At 67.9% G+C, this 16860-nt stretch carries 19 protein-coding genes; all 19 read right to left on the bottom strand.

From position 1 onward, the window contains the following. Window positions 1-107: 107 nt before the first annotated feature. Entirely contained in the window at window positions 108-722 is a 615-nt protein-coding gene (locus ACTVZP_RS02765; protein WP_443210554.1) for an NADH-quinone oxidoreductase subunit J, read from the bottom strand. After that, window positions 719-1129, bottom strand: a complete 411-nt coding sequence (locus tag ACTVZP_RS02760; RefSeq protein WP_443210553.1) for a carboxymuconolactone decarboxylase family protein — start codon at window positions 1127-1129, stop codon at window positions 719-721. The genes ACTVZP_RS02765 and ACTVZP_RS02760 overlap by 4 nt, the downstream gene beginning before the upstream one ends. Continuing rightward, window positions 1126-1629, bottom strand: coding sequence for an NADH-quinone oxidoreductase subunit NuoI (nuoI, locus tag ACTVZP_RS02755; RefSeq protein WP_443210552.1), 504 nt, complete (start codon window positions 1627-1629; stop codon window positions 1126-1128). Before nuoI ends, ACTVZP_RS02760 begins: the two co-directional genes overlap by 4 nt. Before the next feature lies 1 nt (window position 1630). Next, on the bottom strand, window positions 1631-2668 hold the full coding sequence (nuoH, locus tag ACTVZP_RS02750; protein ID WP_443210551.1) for an NADH-quinone oxidoreductase subunit NuoH: 1038 nt from the start codon (window positions 2666-2668) through the stop codon (window positions 1631-1633). Between the two features lie 27 nt (window positions 2669-2695). Next, the gene (locus ACTVZP_RS02745) at window positions 2696-3106 is read right to left on the bottom strand and encodes a hypothetical protein (protein ID WP_443210550.1); all 411 of its coding nucleotides are present in this window, start codon (window positions 3104-3106) and stop codon (window positions 2696-2698) included. 5 nt (window positions 3107-3111) lie between these two features. Next, window positions 3112-5133, bottom strand: a complete 2022-nt coding sequence (nuoG, locus tag ACTVZP_RS02740; RefSeq protein ID WP_443210549.1) for an NADH-quinone oxidoreductase subunit NuoG — start codon at window positions 5131-5133, stop codon at window positions 3112-3114. A gap of 102 nt (window positions 5134-5235) precedes the next feature. Further along, the gene (locus tag ACTVZP_RS02735; protein WP_443210548.1) at window positions 5236-5595 is read right to left on the bottom strand and encodes a hypothetical protein; all 360 of its coding nucleotides are present in this window, start codon (window positions 5593-5595) and stop codon (window positions 5236-5238) included. Between the two features lie 4 nt (window positions 5596-5599). Further along, window positions 5600-6895, bottom strand: a complete 1296-nt coding sequence (nuoF, locus tag ACTVZP_RS02730; protein ID WP_443210547.1) for an NADH-quinone oxidoreductase subunit NuoF — start codon at window positions 6893-6895, stop codon at window positions 5600-5602. Between the two features lie 10 nt (window positions 6896-6905). Next, a complete protein-coding gene (locus ACTVZP_RS02725) occupies window positions 6906-7118 on the bottom strand; it encodes a DUF5337 family protein (RefSeq protein WP_443210546.1) in 213 nt (70 codons plus the stop codon). Then, window positions 7118-8029 carry an NADH-quinone oxidoreductase subunit NuoE gene (gene nuoE, locus ACTVZP_RS02720; protein ID WP_443210545.1) on the bottom strand — a complete coding sequence of 304 codons (912 nt, stop codon included), beginning with the start codon at window positions 8027-8029 and terminating at the stop codon, window positions 7118-7120. The genes ACTVZP_RS02725 and nuoE overlap by 1 nt, the downstream gene beginning before the upstream one ends. Then, entirely contained in the window at window positions 8029-9237 is a 1209-nt protein-coding gene (locus ACTVZP_RS02715; RefSeq protein ID WP_443210544.1) for an NADH-quinone oxidoreductase subunit D, read from the bottom strand. Before ACTVZP_RS02715 ends, nuoE begins: the two co-directional genes overlap by 1 nt. A gap of 10 nt (window positions 9238-9247) precedes the next feature. Next, window positions 9248-9850: an NADH-quinone oxidoreductase subunit C gene (locus ACTVZP_RS02710; protein ID WP_443210543.1), complete on the bottom strand. Its 603-nt coding sequence runs from the start codon at window positions 9848-9850 to the stop codon at window positions 9248-9250. Between the two features lie 10 nt (window positions 9851-9860). Next, window positions 9861-10385: a NuoB/complex I 20 kDa subunit family protein gene (locus tag ACTVZP_RS02705; protein ID WP_443210892.1), complete on the bottom strand. Its 525-nt coding sequence runs from the start codon at window positions 10383-10385 to the stop codon at window positions 9861-9863. Beyond that, window positions 10382-10747: an NADH-quinone oxidoreductase subunit A gene (locus tag ACTVZP_RS02700; protein ID WP_443210542.1), complete on the bottom strand. Its 366-nt coding sequence runs from the start codon at window positions 10745-10747 to the stop codon at window positions 10382-10384. Before ACTVZP_RS02700 ends, ACTVZP_RS02705 begins: the two co-directional genes overlap by 4 nt. Window positions 10748-10966: 219 nt before the next feature. Next, complete coding sequence (locus ACTVZP_RS02695; protein ID WP_443210541.1) at window positions 10967-11755, bottom strand: crotonase/enoyl-CoA hydratase family protein; 789 nt, start codon at window positions 11753-11755, stop codon at window positions 10967-10969. A 68-nt stretch (window positions 11756-11823) separates the two neighbouring features. Continuing rightward, a complete protein-coding gene (locus ACTVZP_RS02690) occupies window positions 11824-12720 on the bottom strand; it encodes a hydroxymethylglutaryl-CoA lyase (protein ID WP_443210540.1) in 897 nt (298 codons plus the stop codon). Continuing rightward, complete coding sequence (locus ACTVZP_RS02685) at window positions 12713-14653, bottom strand: acetyl/propionyl/methylcrotonyl-CoA carboxylase subunit alpha (protein WP_443210539.1); 1941 nt, start codon at window positions 14651-14653, stop codon at window positions 12713-12715. Before ACTVZP_RS02685 ends, ACTVZP_RS02690 begins: the two co-directional genes overlap by 8 nt. Before the next feature lies 1 nt (window position 14654). Further along, complete coding sequence (locus ACTVZP_RS02680; RefSeq protein ID WP_443210538.1) at window positions 14655-15245, bottom strand: hypothetical protein; 591 nt, start codon at window positions 15243-15245, stop codon at window positions 14655-14657. 2 nt (window positions 15246-15247) lie between these two features. After that, window positions 15248-16852 carry a carboxyl transferase domain-containing protein gene (locus ACTVZP_RS02675; protein WP_443210537.1) on the bottom strand — a complete coding sequence of 535 codons (1605 nt, stop codon included), beginning with the start codon at window positions 16850-16852 and terminating at the stop codon, window positions 15248-15250. Window positions 16853-16860 lie beyond the last annotated feature (8 nt).

Here is a 16860-nt window from a genome sequence, read left to right as displayed (position 1 = left end):
CGCGCTGCGCAGGCACCCGGCCGCCGGGTCTTCCGCCCGCGGACCCGGCAAGGGGCCCGCACCACGGTCCTTGATCGCGGGCTCCTGCGGAGCCTCCGTCGTAGCCCTCAGAGGCCCTGCCCCGGCTTCACGTCCTTCAGCTCCATCGCCTTCGCGGGATCGCGCCACATCTGCGCCAGCACATTCTGGCGCTTGACGTCCTTGCGCTCGCGCAGCGTGAGCAGGATCGCCCCCACCATCGCGACCAGCAGGATCAGCCCGGCCGCCTGGAACAGGTAGAGATACTTGTCGTAGATCAGCAGCCCGAGGGCCCGGCTGTTCTCGATCTGGTCAGGGTCCGGCGTCACCGACTGCCGCATCGCCGGCGCGCCTTCCGCCGTGACCCATGCGCCGATCCCCATCGAAAGTTGCAGCAGGATCACGATCCCGATCAGGGCCGCCACCGGCATATAGCGGACCATCTCGGACTTCAGCGCCTCGAAGTCGACGTCCAGCATCATGACGACGAAAAGGAAGAGCACCGCCACCGCGCCGACATAGACGATCACGAGCAGCATCGCGACGAACTCGGCGCCCAGCAGCACGAACATCCCGGCCGAGCTGAGGAAGACGAGGATCAGCCACAGCACCGCATGGACCATGTTGCGCTGGGTCACCACCATGAGCGCGGCGAAGACCGCGGGCACAGCGAAACAGTAGAAGGCCACGTCGGCGACACTCATTCGTCCGTCTCCTCGAACTCGGCAAAGACGCTCTGGGCCACGTCCAGCGCCTTCTGCATGGCGGGAACCCCGCCGAATAGGCTCATCTGCCAGATCACCTCGGCGATCTCGCGCTTCGTGGCCCCCGCCGCCAGCGCGTGGCGGATCGTCAGCCGGATCTGCGGCTCGGCATGGGCGCCCAGCACGGTAAGGGCGGCCAGGGTCACGAAGAGCCGGGTCTTGGCGTCGAGACCTTCACGGTTGAAGGTCTTGCCGAACCACATCTCCATCACGTCCTTGGGCATGGTGGGGATCAGCTTCTCGAACTCCTTCACCTGGAAATGCTCGAGCGCAGGATTGAACGAGCGGGCCATCTCGTGGCTCTGCTCGATCATCGCCTTGAACATCCTGGCCAGATCGTCGTTCATCGGTAGGGCGCATCCATTTCCAGGTTCCGGGCAATCTCGGCCTCCCACCGCGCGCCGTTCTCGAGGAGCTTCTCCTTGTTGTAGAAGAGTTCCTCGCGCGTCTCGGTCGAGAATTCGAAGTTCGGCCCCTCGACGATCGCATCCACCGGGCAGGCCTCCTGGCAGAAGCCGCAGTAGATGCACTTCGTCATGTCGATATCGTAGCGCGTGGTGCGGCGGCTGCCGTCCTCGCGCGGTTCGGCGTCGATGGTGATTGCCTGCGCCGGGCAGATCGCCTCGCAGAGCTTGCAGGCGATGCAGCGTTCCTCGCCGTTCGGATAGCGGCGCAGCGCGTGCTCGCCACGGAAGCGAGGCGAAAGCGGACCCTTCTCGTGGGGGTAGTTGACCGTGTGCTTCGGCGCAAAGAAATACTTCATGCCGAGGCTGAAGCCCTTGATGAAATCAAGGAGCAGAAAGTACTTGGCCGCCCGGCCGTAGTCGATTGCGCTTGTCCTGGCCATGTCAGCCTCCCATCGCCCAGCGGGCCCAGAAGCCGCCGAACACTTCGAATTTCGCAAGGAAAGCCACGACCACCACCCAGGCGAGGCTGAAGGGCAGGAAGACCTTCCAGCCGATCCGCATGAGCTGGTCGTAGCGGTAGCGAGGCACGATCGCCTTCACCATGGCGAAGAGGAAGAAGAAGAACGCCATCTTCGCCACCATCCAGAACACGCCGTCGGGCAGTCCGGGGATGGGCGAGAGCCAGCCGCCGAAGAACAGCAGGCTCATCAGCGCGCACATGAGGAAGATGGCGATGTATTCGCCCGCCATGAACAGCAGGAACGGGGTCGAGCTGTATTCCACCTGGAAGCCCGCGACGAGCTCGGACTCCGCCTCGGGCAGGTCGAAGGGCGGGCGGTTCGTCTCGGCCAGTGCCGAGATGAAGAACAGTGCGACCATCGGCAGGTGCGGCAGCCAGTACCAGTTGAAGAGCCCGAATGCCCCGTCCTGCGCCTCGACGATATGGGTGAGGTTCATCGATCCGGTCGAGATGATGATCCCGATGATGATGAGGCCCAGCGACACCTCGTACGAGATCATCTGCGCGGCCGAGCGCAGCGAGCCGAGGAAGGGGTATTTCGAGTTCGACGCCCAGCCGCCCATGATCACGCCGTAGACCTCGAGCGAGGAGGCGGCGAAGACGAAGAGGATCGCCACGTTGATGTCCGACAGCACCCAGCCCGGGCTGAAGGGGATCACGGCCCAGGCGAGCACGGCCAGCACGAAGGAAATGAGCGGCGCGAGGAAGAAGACCGGCCGGTCCACGCCCGCCGGCACCACCACCTCCTTGAAGATGTACTTGGCCGCATCCGCCACCGTCTGCAGCAGGCCGAAGGCGCCCACGACGTTCGGCCCGCGCCGGAGCTGCACCGCCGCCCAGATCTTCCGGTCGCCATAGACGAGGAACAGCAGCGAGATCATCACGAAGGCGATGACCAGAAGGCCCTGCGCCGCAATCGTCAGGATGATGCCCATCCCCGTGTTCATGAACTCACCCATGGCGCCTCGCATCCCTCATGCCGATCGTCATATCGTCGGTATTCCCTGTTCCCGACAATCGCGCACCGTCACCTCGGCGTCGATCGTCTGCACGCCGCGGGGCAGCGCGGCCGAAATGGTGTAAATCGCATCCCCTCGCCAAACGCCACCCCTCTCCGCGACATTTGTTCGCAGATGGCGGGCGAAGCCGTAGCCGCGGATGACCGCATATTGGGCAGCGGCGCATCGGGCGTAATCCTCGACGTCCGGGATGTCCCGCGCGCCCTCCATCTCGACGAGGAATTCCACGAGATCATCGTCCAGAAGCCGCGTCTCGATGCCCTTGTAGACCGGCGCGAATTCCTCTTCCGGGGGCATGGCCTCGGGGGCCGCCTGCGGGCCGCAGGAGGCGAGGCCCGCCATCGCGAGCCCGACGGGAAGGAGGATCGCTGGCCGCACCGCGCTCACTCCGCCGCGAGCGGGGGCTGGCCGCGCCGCGAGGCCATGGCCGAAAGCTCCGCCATGAGCTGCGAGGCCCGCGCGATCGGGTTGGTCAGGTAGAAGTCCCGTACCGCAAGGCGGAAGTCGGCGGTCGCCGGATCGCGCAGCGGCAGCGGCTGCCATTCGGTCTCGGCCAGCTGGTCCACGCGGCCGAGATGCGGCACGGCCTCGACGAGCTTGCGGCGCAGGCCCGCCATCGTGTCCCAGGGCAGCGTCTGTCCCAGTTCCGCCGAGAGCGCGCGCAGGATGGCCCAGTTCTCCTTCGCCTCGCCCGGCGGGAAGCCCGCGCGGAAGGCGAGCTGCGGCCGGCCCTCGGTGTTGACGAAGAGGCCGTTCTCTTCGGTATAGGCCGCGGCCGGCAGGATCACGTCGGCTCGGTGCGCGCCGCGGTCGCCGTGGCTGCCCTGATAGATCACGATGGGGCCCGCAGCGATCTCGATCTCGTCCGCGCCGAGGTTGTAGATCACCTCGGCCCCCTCGATGGCTGCGGAAAGCCCGCCCTCGGTCACGGCGCCCACGTCCATCGCGCCCACACGGGCAGCGGCCGTGTGCAGCACGAGGAGCTTCACGCCCATCGTGGCGGTCAGCTTCATCGCCTGCGCCAGCACGGCCTCGCCATCGGCCTCGCCAAGCGCACCCTGCCCCACGATGACCACGCCCGGCTTGCCGTCGGGGCCGTTCCGCTCCGCCTCGGCCACCAGCGACATCAGCGCAGCCCGGTCCGTGCCCGCATGGTGGTAGTCGTAGGTCAGGTCAACCGCCGGACCGACCACCGCCACCTGCGCGCCCTGCAGCCAGGCCTTGCGGATCCGCGCGTTCAGCACCGGGGCCTCGTCGCGCGGGTTGCAGCCCACGAGCAGGATCGACTTCGCCCCGTCGATGTCCTCGATCGCGGCGTTGCCGACATAGGCCGAGCGGTTGCCCGCAGGCAGCCGCGCCCCGTCGGTGCGGCATTCGATCCGCCCTCCGAGCCCCTCGACCAGCGTCTTGAGCGAGAAGGCGGCCTCGACCGAAGCCAGGTCGCCCACGAGCCCCGCGACCTTCCGGCCCTTCAGCGCGGCGGCGACGGTCTTCAGCGCCTCGCCCCAGGTGGCCTTCCTGAGCTTGCCGTTCTCGCGCACATAGGGCGTGTCGAGGCGCTGGCGGCGCAGGCCGTCCCAGACGAAGCGGGTCTTGTCGCTGATCCACTCCTCGTTCACGCCGTCATGGTTGCGCGGCAGGATGCGCATGACCTCGCGGCCCTTCGTGTCGACGCGGATGTTGGAGCCGAGCGCATCCATCACGTCGATGCTCTCGGTCTTGGTCAGCTCCCACGGACGGGCGGTGAAGGCATAGGGCTTCGAGGTCAGCGCACCGACCGGGCAGAGGTCGATGATGTTGCCCTGCAGGTTCGAATCGAGCGTCTGGTTGAGGTAGCTGGTGATCTCGCTGTCTTCACCGCGGCCGGTCTGGCCCATCTGGCTGATGCCGGCGACCTCGGTCGTGAAGCGGACGCAGCGGGTGCACGAGATGCAGCGCGTCATCTGCGTGGCCACAAGCGGGCCGAGGTTCAGGTTCTCGGACGCCCGCTTCGGCTCGCGGTAGCGGCTGAAATCGACGCCATAGGCCATGGCCTGGTCCTGCAGGTCGCATTCGCCGCCCTGGTCGCAGATCGGGCAGTCGAGCGGGTGGTTGATGAGCAGGAACTCCATCACCCCCTCGCGGGCCTTCTTGACCATCGGCGAGTTGGTCTTGACCACCGGCGGCTCGCCGTTCGGTCCCGGGCGCAGGTCGCGCACCTGCATCGCGCAGGAGGCGGTGGGCTTCGGCGGCCCCCCCACGACCTCGACAAGGCACATGCGGCAGTTGCCGGCGATCGACAGGCGCTCGTGATAGCAGAAGCGCGGGATCTCGATCCCCACCTCTTCGGCCGCCTGCAGCAGCGTCATGGCGCCATCGACCTCGACCTCGATGCCGTCGATGATGATCTTCTTGAGGTTGCTCATCCGCCTACTCCGCCGCGATGAGCGCGGGGCCGATGCCCCGCGCGTTGTTCCGTTCCTTCGGACGCGGGGCGCAATGCCCCCATCCGACCGGGCGCCCGCCCGTCATGCGCAGGCCCCGGTGAAGCGCCAGAGGCCCGGCGCGCTCACGCGGCCCACCGCGGTCGGGTCGAACCGCCCGCCCTGGCCCTCGCAGGCCGCCTCGGCCGCCCGCTTCGCCGCCGCGCCGTCGCTGTAGTGGAGCGGCGGCGCAGCACGACGCACATCGACCGTGAAGCCCGCGACCGGCCGCGCCCCCGCCGCCGTCAGCCGCTCGCCCGCAGGACCCGGGCGTAATTCGGCGAGGAAGCCCTGCCCCTCGACCGTCAGTTCCGACGCGCCAGGGATCGCGCGGCCTCCGACCGGCCCCTCGGCGGCACAGGCCGACAGCGCGCCCATCACGATGAGGACCCCACCGGCGCGCAAGGGCTCACTCCGCCGCCATGGCGCCCATGCGCCCCGTCTTCCTGGCCTTGATCCGGTCCTCGATCTCTTCGCGGTAGTGCCGGATCAGGCCCTGAATCGGCCAGGCCGCCGCATCACCGAGCGCGCAGATCGTGTGGCCCTCGACCTGCTTCGTCACCGACAGCAGCATGTCGATCTCTTCGACCTCGGCCTCGCCGCGCACCAGCCGGTCCATGACGCGCATCATCCAGCCCGTGCCCTCGCGGCAGGGCGTGCACTGGCCGCAGCTCTCGTGCTTGAAGAACTTGGCCAGCCGCCACACGGCCTTGATGACGTCGGTCTGCTGGTCCATCACGATCATGCAGGCGGTGCCGAACGAGGATTTCAGCTCGCGCATGCCGTCATAGTCCATGACGGCATCCTCGCACTGCTCGGCCGGAATGACCGGACAGGAGGCGCCGCCGGGGATGATCGCCTTCAGGTTCTTCCAGCCGCCGCGGACCCCGCCGCCATGCTTCTCGATGAGTTCCTTCATCGAGATCGACATGCTCTCCTCGACCACGCAGGGCGTGTTGACGTGGCCCGACATCGCGAACAGCTTGACGCCGGAGTTGTTCGGGCGCCCGAACGAGGCGAACCACTCGCCGCCGCGGCGCAGGATCGCGGGAATGACGGCGATGGATTCGACGTTGTTAACCGTGGTCGGGCAGCCGTAGAGGCCCGAGCCCGCCGGGAACGGCGGCTTCATCCGCGGCATCCCCTTCTTGCCCTCGAGGCTCTCGAGCAGCGCGGTCTCTTCGCCGCAGATGTAGGCGCCGGCCCCGTGGTGGAGGTAGACGTCGAAGTCGTAGCCCGACTTGGCGGCGTTCCTGCCGATCAGGCCCGCGTCATAGGCCTCGTCGATGGCGGCCTGCAGGGCTTCCTTCTCGCGGATGTATTCGCCGCGGATGTAGATGTAGGCCGCGACCGCGCCCATGGCGAAGCCCGCGAGCAGCGCCCCCTCGACCAGCGTGTGCGGATCGTGGCGCATGATCTCGCGGTCCTTGCAGGTCGCGGGCTCGGATTCGTCGGCGTTGATGACGAGATAGGCCGGGCGCCCGTCCGACTGCTTGGGCATGAAGGACCATTTGAGACCCGTGGGGAAACCCGCCCCGCCCCGGCCGCGCAGGCCCGAGGCCTTCACGATGTCGATGATCCTGTCGCGCCCGAGCGCGAGCAGGTCCGCGGTCCCGTCCCACTGGCCCCGGGCCATCGCGCCCTTCAGGCTGCGGTCCCGCATCCCGTAGAGGTTGGTGAAGATCCGGTCCTGGTCCTTCAGCATCGCATCGTCCTCATTTCCCCTGGCGCCGTCGCCAGATCCGCCAGGTTGTTACCAGCGCCCAACTGAACCCGGCGAGCGCCGCCAGGTCGAAGAGGAGGAGCGTCCGGGCCGTCAGGCCGAGCCATCCTCCCAGGATCTGCGCCCCGATCCACATGAGACCCGTCGCCGCGATGAGAAGCGCGACCTGCCGCGCCCGTCCCGTGTCGTCGGGCCCGCCCGCCATCAGCCCTCGGGCTTCTTCGGATCGGAGGTCTGCGCCCCTGGCTCGGCCGTGGCCGTGCCGCCAGATGCCACGCCCGGCGTCCCGGGACGGCCGGCCTTCTCGGCCGGGGCCTCCTCGACGGTCACGCCGGTCTTGTCCACCGGACGTCCCGCACCCGGTTTCGGCTGCCGCGCCTCGCCCTCGGCCTCGGAGACCGGCGGACGCCGGCCGAGCCACGGGGTCAGCATCGGCACCTCGGTCCCGTCGATGCGCTTCACCGTGTCGCCGATCTCGAGCGCCAGCGCCACCGAGGCGTTGTGCTCGGAAACCTGCGCGCCAAGTTCGGTCAGGCTCGTCGCCCCGCCCGCGGGCTCGGAGGAGAAGCGGCCGCTCTGCGAGCCGGGCCGCGGCACCTCGCCCGCCGAGAAGCGGTCGATCAGGGCTGCCAGCGTTTCGGCGTTCAGGTCCTCGTAGTAATCCTTGCCGATCTGCGCCATGGGTGCGTTCGCACAGGCGCCGAGGCACTCGACCTCTTCCCACGAGAAGCGGCCGTCGGGCGAGAGCATGTGCGGCCGCGGCGCGATCTTCTCCTGGCAGACCCGGATCAGGTCCTCGGCGCCGCAGATCAGGCACGAGGTCGTGCCGCAGATCTGGATATGCGCCACGGATCCAACGGGTTGCAGCTGGAACATGAAGTAGAAGGTCGCCACTTCCAGCGCGCGGATGTAGGCCATCCCGAGGAGGTCGGCCACATATTCGATGGCAGGCTTCGTGAGCCAGCCCTCCTGCTCCTGGGCGCGCCAGAGAAGCGGGATGATCGCCGAAGCCTGACGGCCCTCGGGATATTTCGTCATCTGACCCTTCGCCCATTCGAGGTTCGCCGGGGTGAAGGCGAAGCTGTCGGGCTGGGCGTGATGCAGGCGGCGAAGCATTAGCGGTCGATCTCCCCGAACACTACGTCGAGCGTGCCGATGATGGCGGACACATCGGCCAGCAGGTGCCCCTTGGCGATGTAGTCGATGGCTTGCAGATGCAGGAAGCCCGGCGCGCGGATCTTGGCCCGATAGGGCCGGTTGGTCCCGTCTGCCACGAGATAGACGCCGAACTCGCCCTTGGGCGCCTCGACGGCGGCATAGACATCGCCCTCGGGCACGTGGAAGCCCTCGGTATAGAGCTTGAAGTGATGGATGAGCGCCTCCATCGAGGTCTTCATCTCAGCCCGCGGCGGCGGCGTGAGCTTGCCCCGCGCGAGCACGTCGCCCTTCTCGACCCGGAGCTTGGCCAGGCACTGCTGGATGATCCGCGTGGACTGGCGCATCTCCTCCATGCGGCAGAGATAGCGGTCGTAGCAGTCGCCGTTCTTGCCCACCGGGATCTGGAAGTCGAACTCGTCGTAGCACTCGTAGGGCTGCGAGCGCCGCAGGTCCCAGGCGAGGCCCGAGCCGCGCACCATCACGCCCGAGAAGCCCCAGTCGAGGATGTCCCTCTCGGAGATGATGCCGATATCGACGTTGCGCTGCTTGAAGATCCGGTTCTCGGTCAAAAGCTCGTCGAGATCGTCGAGCACCTTCGGGAAATGCGCAGCCCAGTCCTCGATGTCCTCGATGAGGCGCGGCGTCAGGTCCTGGTGCACCCCGCCCGGCCGGAAGTAGGCCGCGTGGAGCCGCGCGCCCGAGGCACGCTCGTAGAAGACCATCAGCTTCTCGCGCTCTTCGAAACCCCAGAGCGGCGGCGTCAGCGCGCCGACGTCCATGGCCTGTGTGGTCACGTTCAGCAGGTGGTTCAGCACGCGCCCGATCTCGGAGAACAGCACCCGGATGAGGCTCGCCCGCCGCGGGATCTCGACGCCCGTCAGCTTCTCGATGGCGAGGCACCACGCATGTTCCTGGTTCATCGGCGCCACGTAGTCGAGCCGGTCGAAATACGGCAGGTTCTGCAGGTAGGTCCGCGTCTCCATCAGCTTCTCGGTCCCGCGGTGCAGCAGGCCGATATGCGGGTCGCAGCGCTCGACCACCTCGCCGTCAAGCTCTAGCACGAGGCGAAGAACCCCGTGCGCGGCAGGGTGTTGCGGGCCGAAGTTGATGTTGAAGTTGCGAAGCTTCTGCTCGCCGGTCAGCACGTCGTCGAACTTGCCGTCCATCATGACCCCCTTACGCCCGCGCCTTGTCGTCGCCAGGCAGGATGTAGTCCGCGCCCTCCCAAGGCGAGAGGAAGTCGAACTGGCGGTATTCCTGCACGAGCTTTACCGGTTCGTAGATCACGCGCTTCTGGACCTCGTCGTAGCGGACCTCGGTATAGCCCGTGGTCGGAAAGTCCTTGCGCATCGGATGACCGCGGAAGCCGTAGTCGGTGAGAATGCGCCGCAGGTCCGGATGGCCCGTGAAGAGGATGCCGAACATGTCGAACACCTCGCGCTCGAACCAGTTCGCCGAAGGATGCACGGAATGGATCGAGGCCACCGTCTCGTCCTCGCGCACCTGCATCTTCAGGCGGATGCGCTGGTTCTGGTACATCGACAGGAAATGATAGACCATGTCGAAGCGCGCCGGACGCTCGGGGTGGTCCACCGCCGTGATGTCGACGAGCGACGAGAACCGGCAGCTCGGATCCGTGCGGAGGAACTCCACAAGTCCGACGATGCGGTTCGGCACCACGTCGAGCGTCAGCTCGCCGAACTCGATCCGGTGGCCGAGGATCGCGTCGGGCTGGCGCATCTCGACATGCGCGGCCAGTTCCTGAAGGGCTTCGGCCATCTGGATCTCCTCAGCGGGTGATGGTGCCGGTGCGGCGGATCTTCCGCTGCAACTGGAGGATGCCGTAGAGCAGCGCCTCGGCCGTGGGCGGGCAGCCCGGCACGTAGATGTCCACCGGGACGATCCGGTCGCAGCCCCGCACCACCGAGTAGCTGTAGTGGTAGTAGCCGCCCCCGTTGGCGCAGGAGCCCATCGAGATCACGTAGCGCGGTTCGGGCATCTGGTCGTAGACCTTGCGCAGCGCCGGCGCCATCTTGTTGGTCAGGGTTCCGGCCACGATCATCACGTCGGACTGCCGCGGGCTGGCGCGTGGCGCCACGCCGAAGCGTTCCACGTCATAGCGCGGCATCGAGGTGTGCATCATCTCGACCGCGCAGCAGGCGAGGCCGAATGTCATCCAGTGGAGCGAGCCGGTGCGCGCCCAGTTGATCAGATCCTCGGTCGTCGTCAGCAGGAAACCCTTGTCCTGAAGCTCTCGGTTCAGGTTCTGCGTGTCGACGTCGCGGTCGTGTCCCGCGGTATTGAGGCCGGTCATTGCCATTCCAGCGCCCCCTTCTTCCATTCATAGGCGAAGCCCACCGTCAGCACGGCGAGGAACACCATCATCGACCAGAAGGCCGTCATGGAAATATCGCCGAAGGCAACGGCCCATGGGAAGAGGAATGCCACCTCGAGGTCGAAGATGATGAAGAGGATCGAGACGAGGTAGAACCGCACCTCGAACTTCATGCGGGCGTCGTCGAAGGCGTTGAAGCCGCATTCGTAGGCCGAGACCTTCTCCGGGTCGGGATGGCGGACCGCGACGATCACGGCGGACAGCATGAGCAGAAGCCCGAGCCCTCCTGCCAGCACCGTCAGGATGACGATGGGAAGAAACTCTCGGAGAAGATCGTCCATGGCGGCTCCCTCGGCTGGCGGCTGACCCCGTTTCAGGCGGTGCAGGCAGTCACGTGCTGACGCTTCGTTTACTCTGCGCCCCGTCCGGGGTCAACCGAAGGTCGCGACAAAATACCGCGACCAAAATGTGCCTTATGCCATTGGTATGCAATGGTGAACCGAAATTTTGCTTATGCAGCAATACGGAGCGGGGACGCCCTGTCGCAGGTGACCTCCGACTCAGCCCTCGCGGACCCATGCTGCGGGGCGGCGTCCGAAAAACGCCTCCACCCCTTCGCGCGCCTCGCCGCTTTCCCACCGTGTCACGAGCGCACGTATGCTGTCCTCGACCGCCGCCTCGTCGATGACCGGCCCGAAGCGGCGCAGGAGCGCCTTGGACTCCGCCACGGCGCCGGGTGCGCAGGCAAGATAAGGGCTCACCTCTGCCTCGACCGCGGCATCGAGATCCTCCGGCGCGACCACCGACGACAGGAAGCCGAGCCGGGCCGCCTCTGCGGCACCGAAGAGGCGGGCCGAGAAGAAGACGCGGCGCGCCATGGCCTCGCCCACGCGCGCCGCGACATAGGGCCCGATGGTCGCGGGAATGAGGCCGAGGCGCGTCTCGGTGAAGCCGAAGCGCGCGCCCTCGGCCGCAATCGCCGTGTCGCAGACCGAGATCATTCCCATCCCGCCGCCGAAGGCCTGCCCCTGCACCCGCCCGATGAGAGGCTTCGGCATCTCGTTCAGCGCGCGCAGCATCCGGGCGAGCCTGCGCGCCTCGGCGGCGCGGGTCGCGCCGTCCGCCTCGATCTGCGCCTTCATCCAGCCGAGGTCCGCGCCCGCGCAGAAGCTGGCTCCGGCGGCGGCGAGCACCACCACGCGGACGGACGGATCCGCGGCCAGCCTCTCCGCGGCGGTGGTCAGCTCGGCGATCATCACGCCCGAAAGCGCATTGTGCTTCTCCGGCCGGTTCAGCGTCAGCGTCGCCACACCGCGCCGGTCCGTGTCGATGGAGATGGTCTCGAACATCCTTCGCTCCTTTCCGGCAGGCCGCGCATCCCGGCCCCGCCATGCTCGCCCGGGCGACCGCCCCCCCTTCACCCGTCCCGCAGCGCCTTCGCCATGCGTGCCGCCACCGCGAGCCGCGCCGGATCCAGACCCGTCTGGAAGCCACGGGCCGCGAGATGCGCCGCCACCGCTTCCGTTGCGACATTGCCGGCCGCGCCCGGCGCATAGGGGCAGCCGCCGAGCCCGCCCACGGCGGCATCGACAACGCGCAGGCCACGCGCCAGCGCCGCATCGATCACCGCCAGCGCCCGGCCTGCCGTGTCGTGGCAATGGGCCGCAAGCCGGTCGGCCGGCAGCACCCCGAGAACCTCGGCCAGCATCGCGTCGAACCCCTCGGGCGTGGCCCGCCCCACCGTGTCACCCAGCGACACCTCGGCACAGCCGAGGTCTCTCAGCGCCGCCACCACCCGCGCCACGGCCGCAGGCGGAGTCGGACCGTCGAAGGGGCACTCCACCACCATCGAGACGTAGCCGCGAAGCCGCATCCCGTCGCGGCGAGCCGCCTCGGCAATGGGCGCAAGCCGGCCGAGGCTTTCCGCAACCGTGCAGTTCAGGTTGGCCTTCGAGAAGCCCTCGGAGGCCGAGACGAAGACCGCCACCTCTCCGACGCCGGCCGCAACCGCCGCCTCGTAGCCGCGCAGGTTCGGGGCGAGGGCCGCATAGGTGACGCCGGGCCGGCGGGCGATGCCCGCCAGAACCTCGGCCCCGTCGGCCATCTGCGGCACCCATTTCGGGCTCACGAAGCTCGCCACCTCGATCCGGCGGAAGCCGCAGTCCGAAAGCGCGTCGACCAGTGCGATCTTCCCGGCCGTGGGGATCGATCGCGGCTCGTTCTGGAGCCCGTCGCGCGGGCCGACCTCGAAGATATCGACGAAATCGGCCTTGGGCGTGCCTCCGCCCGTCTCCCTCACGCGCGCCTCAGCCATCGCCGTCCTCCAGCCGCACGAGCGGCGCACCGGCCTCGACCTGCGCGCCGGCCTCGACCAGAACCTCGGCCACCGTCCCGTCGCGTGCGGCAGTCAGCACATGCTCCATCTTCATCGCCTCGATCACGGCGAGCCGGTCGCCCTTCGCGACCTGCTCGCCCGCCCGCACCGCGACCTCGCGGACGAGACCCGGCATCGGCGAGAGGGTGAGCCCGCCCTGCCCGGCTTCCTCGACCCCGCGGTCGAGCGGATCGGGGATCGCGAAGCTGACCGTGCCGGTGCGCGCGAAGACATGGACCTGGCCGCCGATCCGGAGGACGCGGCCCGGATGACGGCCGGCGACCTCCCATCCCTCCGGACGCAGGAGCGCCGGAAGGCGGAGGTCCCCGATCTCCACGATGGCCCGGCCCGGCCCTTCGGTGGCGTAGGTCGCGCGGATCTCCTCGTCGCCGTGCCGCAGGCGCGCGTGGCGGCGGAGCGGGGTCCAGAGGCTGAACCCCTGGAGCGGCTGCGGCGCGGAGCCAAGCTCGGCCACGAGCAGAGCGGCTGCCGCGACTTCGGGCGCTACAGGCACGGGCTGGGTCAGGCTTTCGAGATCGCGCCCGATGAGGCCGGTGTCCACCTCGCCCGCCGCGAAGCCGGGATGGCGCGCGAGACGGCCAAGAAAGGCGAGGTTTGTGACCGTCCCTGCCACCTCGGTCTCCTCGAGGGCCCGGGCGAGGCGGTTCAGCGCGGAGGCCCGCGAGGGGCCGTGCGCGACGATCTTCGCGATCATCGGATCGTACCAGGGACTGATCCGGTCGCCGCTGCGCACGCCCGTGTCGGCACGAACGCCGTCGGCGAAGCGCAGGTGATCGAGCCGTCCGGTCGCGGGCAGGAAGCCCGCCGGCACGTCCTCGGCATAGAGCCGGGCCTCGAAGGCGTGGCCCCGCAGCGGGATCGCCTCCTGCGCCAGCGGCAGCGGCTCGCCCGAGGCGACGCGAAGCTGCCATTCCACGAGGTCGATGCCGGTCACGGCCTCGGTCACGGGATGCTCGACCTGAAGCCGCGTGTTCATCTCCATGAACCAGAAGCGGTCGGGGCGCAGGCCCTCGGACCCGTCCACGATGAACTCGACCGTGCCCGCACCGCGGTAGCCGATGGCGCGGGCGGCCCGCACCGCGGCATCCCCCATCGCCTCGCGCATCGCAGGCGTCATGCCGGGGGCCGGAGCCTCCTCGATCACCTTCTGGTGGCGGCGCTGGAGCGAGCAGTCGCGTTCGTAGAGATGGACCGCACCGGTGCCGTCGCCGAAGACCTGAACCTCGATGTGGCGCGGGCAGTCGATCCATTTCTCGATCAGGACGGCGTCGTTGCCGAAGGCGGTCCGGGCCTCGGCCCGGGCCGAGGCAAGCGCGGCCGAGAAGTCCTCGGGGCGTTCGACGCGGCGCATCCCCTTTCCGCCTCCGCCCGCGACGGCCTTGATGAGGACGGGATAGCCGATGTCTGCGGCCATCAGGGCGAGATGCTCGGGCTCCTGGTCCTCGCCGTGGTAGCCCGGCACGACCGGCACGCCCGCGCGCTCCATCAGCGCCTTGGCGGCATCCTTGAGGCCCATCGCGCGGATGGCGGAAGCCGAGGGGCCGATGAAGACGAGACCCGCGGCCTCCACCGCCTCGACGAAATCCGGGTTCTCGGAGAGGAAGCCGTAGCCCGGGTGGATCGCCTCGGCCCCGGTGGCCAGCGCCGCCTCGATGATGCGCTCGCCGCGCAGGTAGCTGTCGGCGGGCTGCGGGCCGCCGATCGCCACGGCCTCGTCGGCCATCGCCACATGGAGCGCGACCTCGTCGGCCTCGGAATGAACGGCCACCGTCGCCACGCCGAGGCTTCGGGCGGTGGCGATGATACGGACGGCGATCTCGCCGCGATTGGCGATCAGGATCTTGCGGAACAAGTTATCGCTCCCGAAGAATATTTGCACTTATTGGCCGACCGTTACCGTTCATTCGAACGAGAAGATGCTCGCCCGTAGCCAAGATCGCAACGTGGTTTTGGATTGCAGATATTATTGCCTTCACACTTTGCCGCAAGAAGGTCTGGTACTCCTCCCAATTTACGCTATCGGAGTATGGGTTCTTGGAGTGCAGCACGTTTCCCAAACGGCCATAGGTGCTGGTGAGTACTTGCGGCTTGAGCTGAAACTCATTGTCTGTCATCAGCCACTCACCACTCGAGTTCCGACCCGCTATAGACACTGAGGTCGGGAGGAACTGCGGGTTTATCTTTTCAAGCCGCCTCAACAATCTGCTAAAGTCATTTTCCTTGAAGAATCCGCTCCATTCCATCTCGTAGAGCTGTCGGTTCGAGGCAAGCGAGGCAAACGCAAGAAACTCCAAGATCTTTCGAACTTGAAGGCAGGCGTTTTCGAATTTCATTACAGGCACAGCCTTCAAACTGGCCGGTCGTACATAATCTTCCTTCACAAAGTCCAGCCGCACTTTGACCTCCCACAGGCAGCGCACATACACTTCTACTTCTTGGTTCATCATCACATCCGGAAGAGGCCGAAGCGCGTGGGCTCGATGGGCGCGTTGAGGGCGGCGGAGAGCGAGAGGAAGAGCGTCTCGCGGCTTTTCCGCGGGTCGATGATGCCGTCGTCCCAGAGCCGGGCGGAGGCGTAGAGCGGGTGGCTCTGGCGCTCGAACATCTCGATGGTCGGGCGCTTGAAGGCGGCCTCCTCCTCGGCCGACCACTGACCGCCCTGCCGCTCGATCGCGTCGCGCCGGACGGTGGCGAGAACGCCCGCCGCCTGCTCGCCGCCCATGACGGAGATGCGCGAGTTGGGCCAGGTCCACAGGAAGCGCGGGGAATAGGCGCGGCCCGCCATGCCGTAGTTGCCCGCCCCGAAGGAGCCGCCGACGAGCATGGTGATCTTCGGGACCGCCGTGGTCGCGACCGCCGTCACCATCTTGGCGCCGTGGCGGGCGATGCCCTCGTTCTCGTAGCGCCGGCCGACCATGAAGCCGGTGATGTTCTGCAGGAAGACCAGCGGGATCGAGCGTTGCGAGCAGAGCTCGACGAAATGTGCGCCCTTGATCGCGGCCTCGGAGAAAAGGACGCCGTTATTGGCGACGATCCCCACCGGGCAGCCCATCAGATGGGCGAAGCCCGTGACCAGCGTCTCGCCGAAGCGCGGCTTGAACTCGTCGAAGCGCGAGCCGTCGACGAGGCGGGCGATCAGTTCGCGGATGTCCCAGGGAGTGCGGAGGTCCGGGGGCACGATGCCCAGGATCTCCTCGGGGTCATGGGCGGGATCCTCGGGTGCGGCCCAGGCCACGGTCCGGGGCCGCGTCCGGTTCAACTGCCCCAGCGCGCGGCGCGCGAGGGCGAGCGCGTGGGCGTCGTCCTCGGCCAGATAGTCCGCCACGCCCGACAGGCGCGTGTGCACGTCACCCCCGCCCAGATCCTCGGCCGAGACCACCTCGCCCGTTGCGGCCTTCACCAGAGGCGGGCCCGCAAGGAAGATCGTACCCTGGTCTCTCACGATGATCGTGACGTCGGACATGGCGGGCACATAAGCGCCGCCCGCCGTGCAGGAGCCCATGACGACCGCGATCTGGGGGATGCCCGCCGCGCTCATCTGTGCCTGATTGTAGAAGATCCGGCCGAAATGGTCGCGGTCGGGGAAGACCTCGTCCTGATTGGGCAGGTTCGCGCCGCCGGAATCGACGAGATAGACGCAAGGAAGCCGGCATTCCGCGGCGATCTCCTGCGCGCGCAGGTGCTTCTTGACCGTCATCGGATAGTAGGTGCCGCCCTTCACGGTCGCGTCATTGCACAGGACCATGACCTCGGCGCCGTGGACGCGGCCGATGCCGGCGATCACGCCCGCGGCCGGCGCCGCGTCCTCGTACATGCCATGCGCCGCAAAGGCCCCGATCTCGAGAAAGGGCGAACCGGGATCCAGCAGCCCCGCCACCCGCTCGCGTGGGGGCAGCTTTCCGCGCGCAGCATGGCGGGCCTGCGCCGAGGAGCCGCCGCCTGCGGCAGCCCGCGCCGCCACCGCCGACATTTCGGCCAAGAGGGCCAGGTGATGCGCCCGGTTGCTGCGGAAGCTGTCCGAGGACGGCAGGATGCGGGAGGCGAGCTTCATGTCATGTC

Origin of the sequence: Rhodobacter sp. NSM, from assembly GCF_052244495.1 — a bacterium.
Classification (GTDB): domain Bacteria; phylum Pseudomonadota; class Alphaproteobacteria; order Rhodobacterales; family Rhodobacteraceae; genus Cereibacter_A.
This window is presented reverse-complemented; position numbering and strand designations above follow the sequence as displayed.

Coding starts and splice junctions, on each gene's coding strand:
- ACTVZP_RS02680 (WP_443210538.1), bottom strand. CDS start 15,245: ATGAACCAAGAAGTAGAAGTGTATGTGCGCTGCCTGTGGGAGGTCAAA.
- ACTVZP_RS02760 (WP_443210553.1), bottom strand. CDS start 1,129: ATGAACGACGATCTGGCCAGGATGTTCAAGGCGATGATCGAGCAGAGC.
- nuoE (WP_443210545.1), bottom strand. CDS start 8,029: ATGCTTCGCCGCCTGCATCACGCCCAGCCCGACAGCTTCGCCTTCACC.
- nuoI (WP_443210552.1), bottom strand. CDS start 1,629: ATGGCCAGGACAAGCGCAATCGACTACGGCCGGGCGGCCAAGTACTTT.
- nuoH (WP_443210551.1), bottom strand. CDS start 2,668: ATGGGTGAGTTCATGAACACGGGGATGGGCATCATCCTGACGATTGCG.
- ACTVZP_RS02765 (WP_443210554.1), bottom strand. CDS start 722: ATGAGTGTCGCCGACGTGGCCTTCTACTGTTTCGCTGTGCCCGCGGTC.
- ACTVZP_RS02705 (WP_443210892.1), bottom strand. CDS start 10,385: ATGACCGGCCTCAATACCGCGGGACACGACCGCGACGTCGACACGCAG.
- nuoF (WP_443210547.1), bottom strand. CDS start 6,895: ATGCTGAAGGACCAGGACCGGATCTTCACCAACCTCTACGGGATGCGG.
- ACTVZP_RS02700 (WP_443210542.1), bottom strand. CDS start 10,747: ATGGACGATCTTCTCCGAGAGTTTCTTCCCATCGTCATCCTGACGGTG.
- nuoG (WP_443210549.1), bottom strand. CDS start 5,133: ATGAGCAACCTCAAGAAGATCATCATCGACGGCATCGAGGTCGAGGTC.
- ACTVZP_RS02690 (WP_443210540.1), bottom strand. CDS start 12,720: ATGGCTGAGGCGCGCGTGAGGGAGACGGGCGGAGGCACGCCCAAGGCC.
- ACTVZP_RS02715 (WP_443210544.1), bottom strand. CDS start 9,237: ATGGACGGCAAGTTCGACGACGTGCTGACCGGCGAGCAGAAGCTTCGC.
- ACTVZP_RS02710 (WP_443210543.1), bottom strand. CDS start 9,850: ATGGCCGAAGCCCTTCAGGAACTGGCCGCGCATGTCGAGATGCGCCAG.
- ACTVZP_RS02675 (WP_443210537.1), bottom strand. CDS start 16,852: ATGAAGCTCGCCTCCCGCATCCTGCCGTCCTCGGACAGCTTCCGCAGC.
- ACTVZP_RS02695 (WP_443210541.1), bottom strand. CDS start 11,755: ATGTTCGAGACCATCTCCATCGACACGGACCGGCGCGGTGTGGCGACG.
- ACTVZP_RS02725 (WP_443210546.1), bottom strand. CDS start 7,118: ATGGCGGGCGGGCCCGACGACACGGGACGGGCGCGGCAGGTCGCGCTT.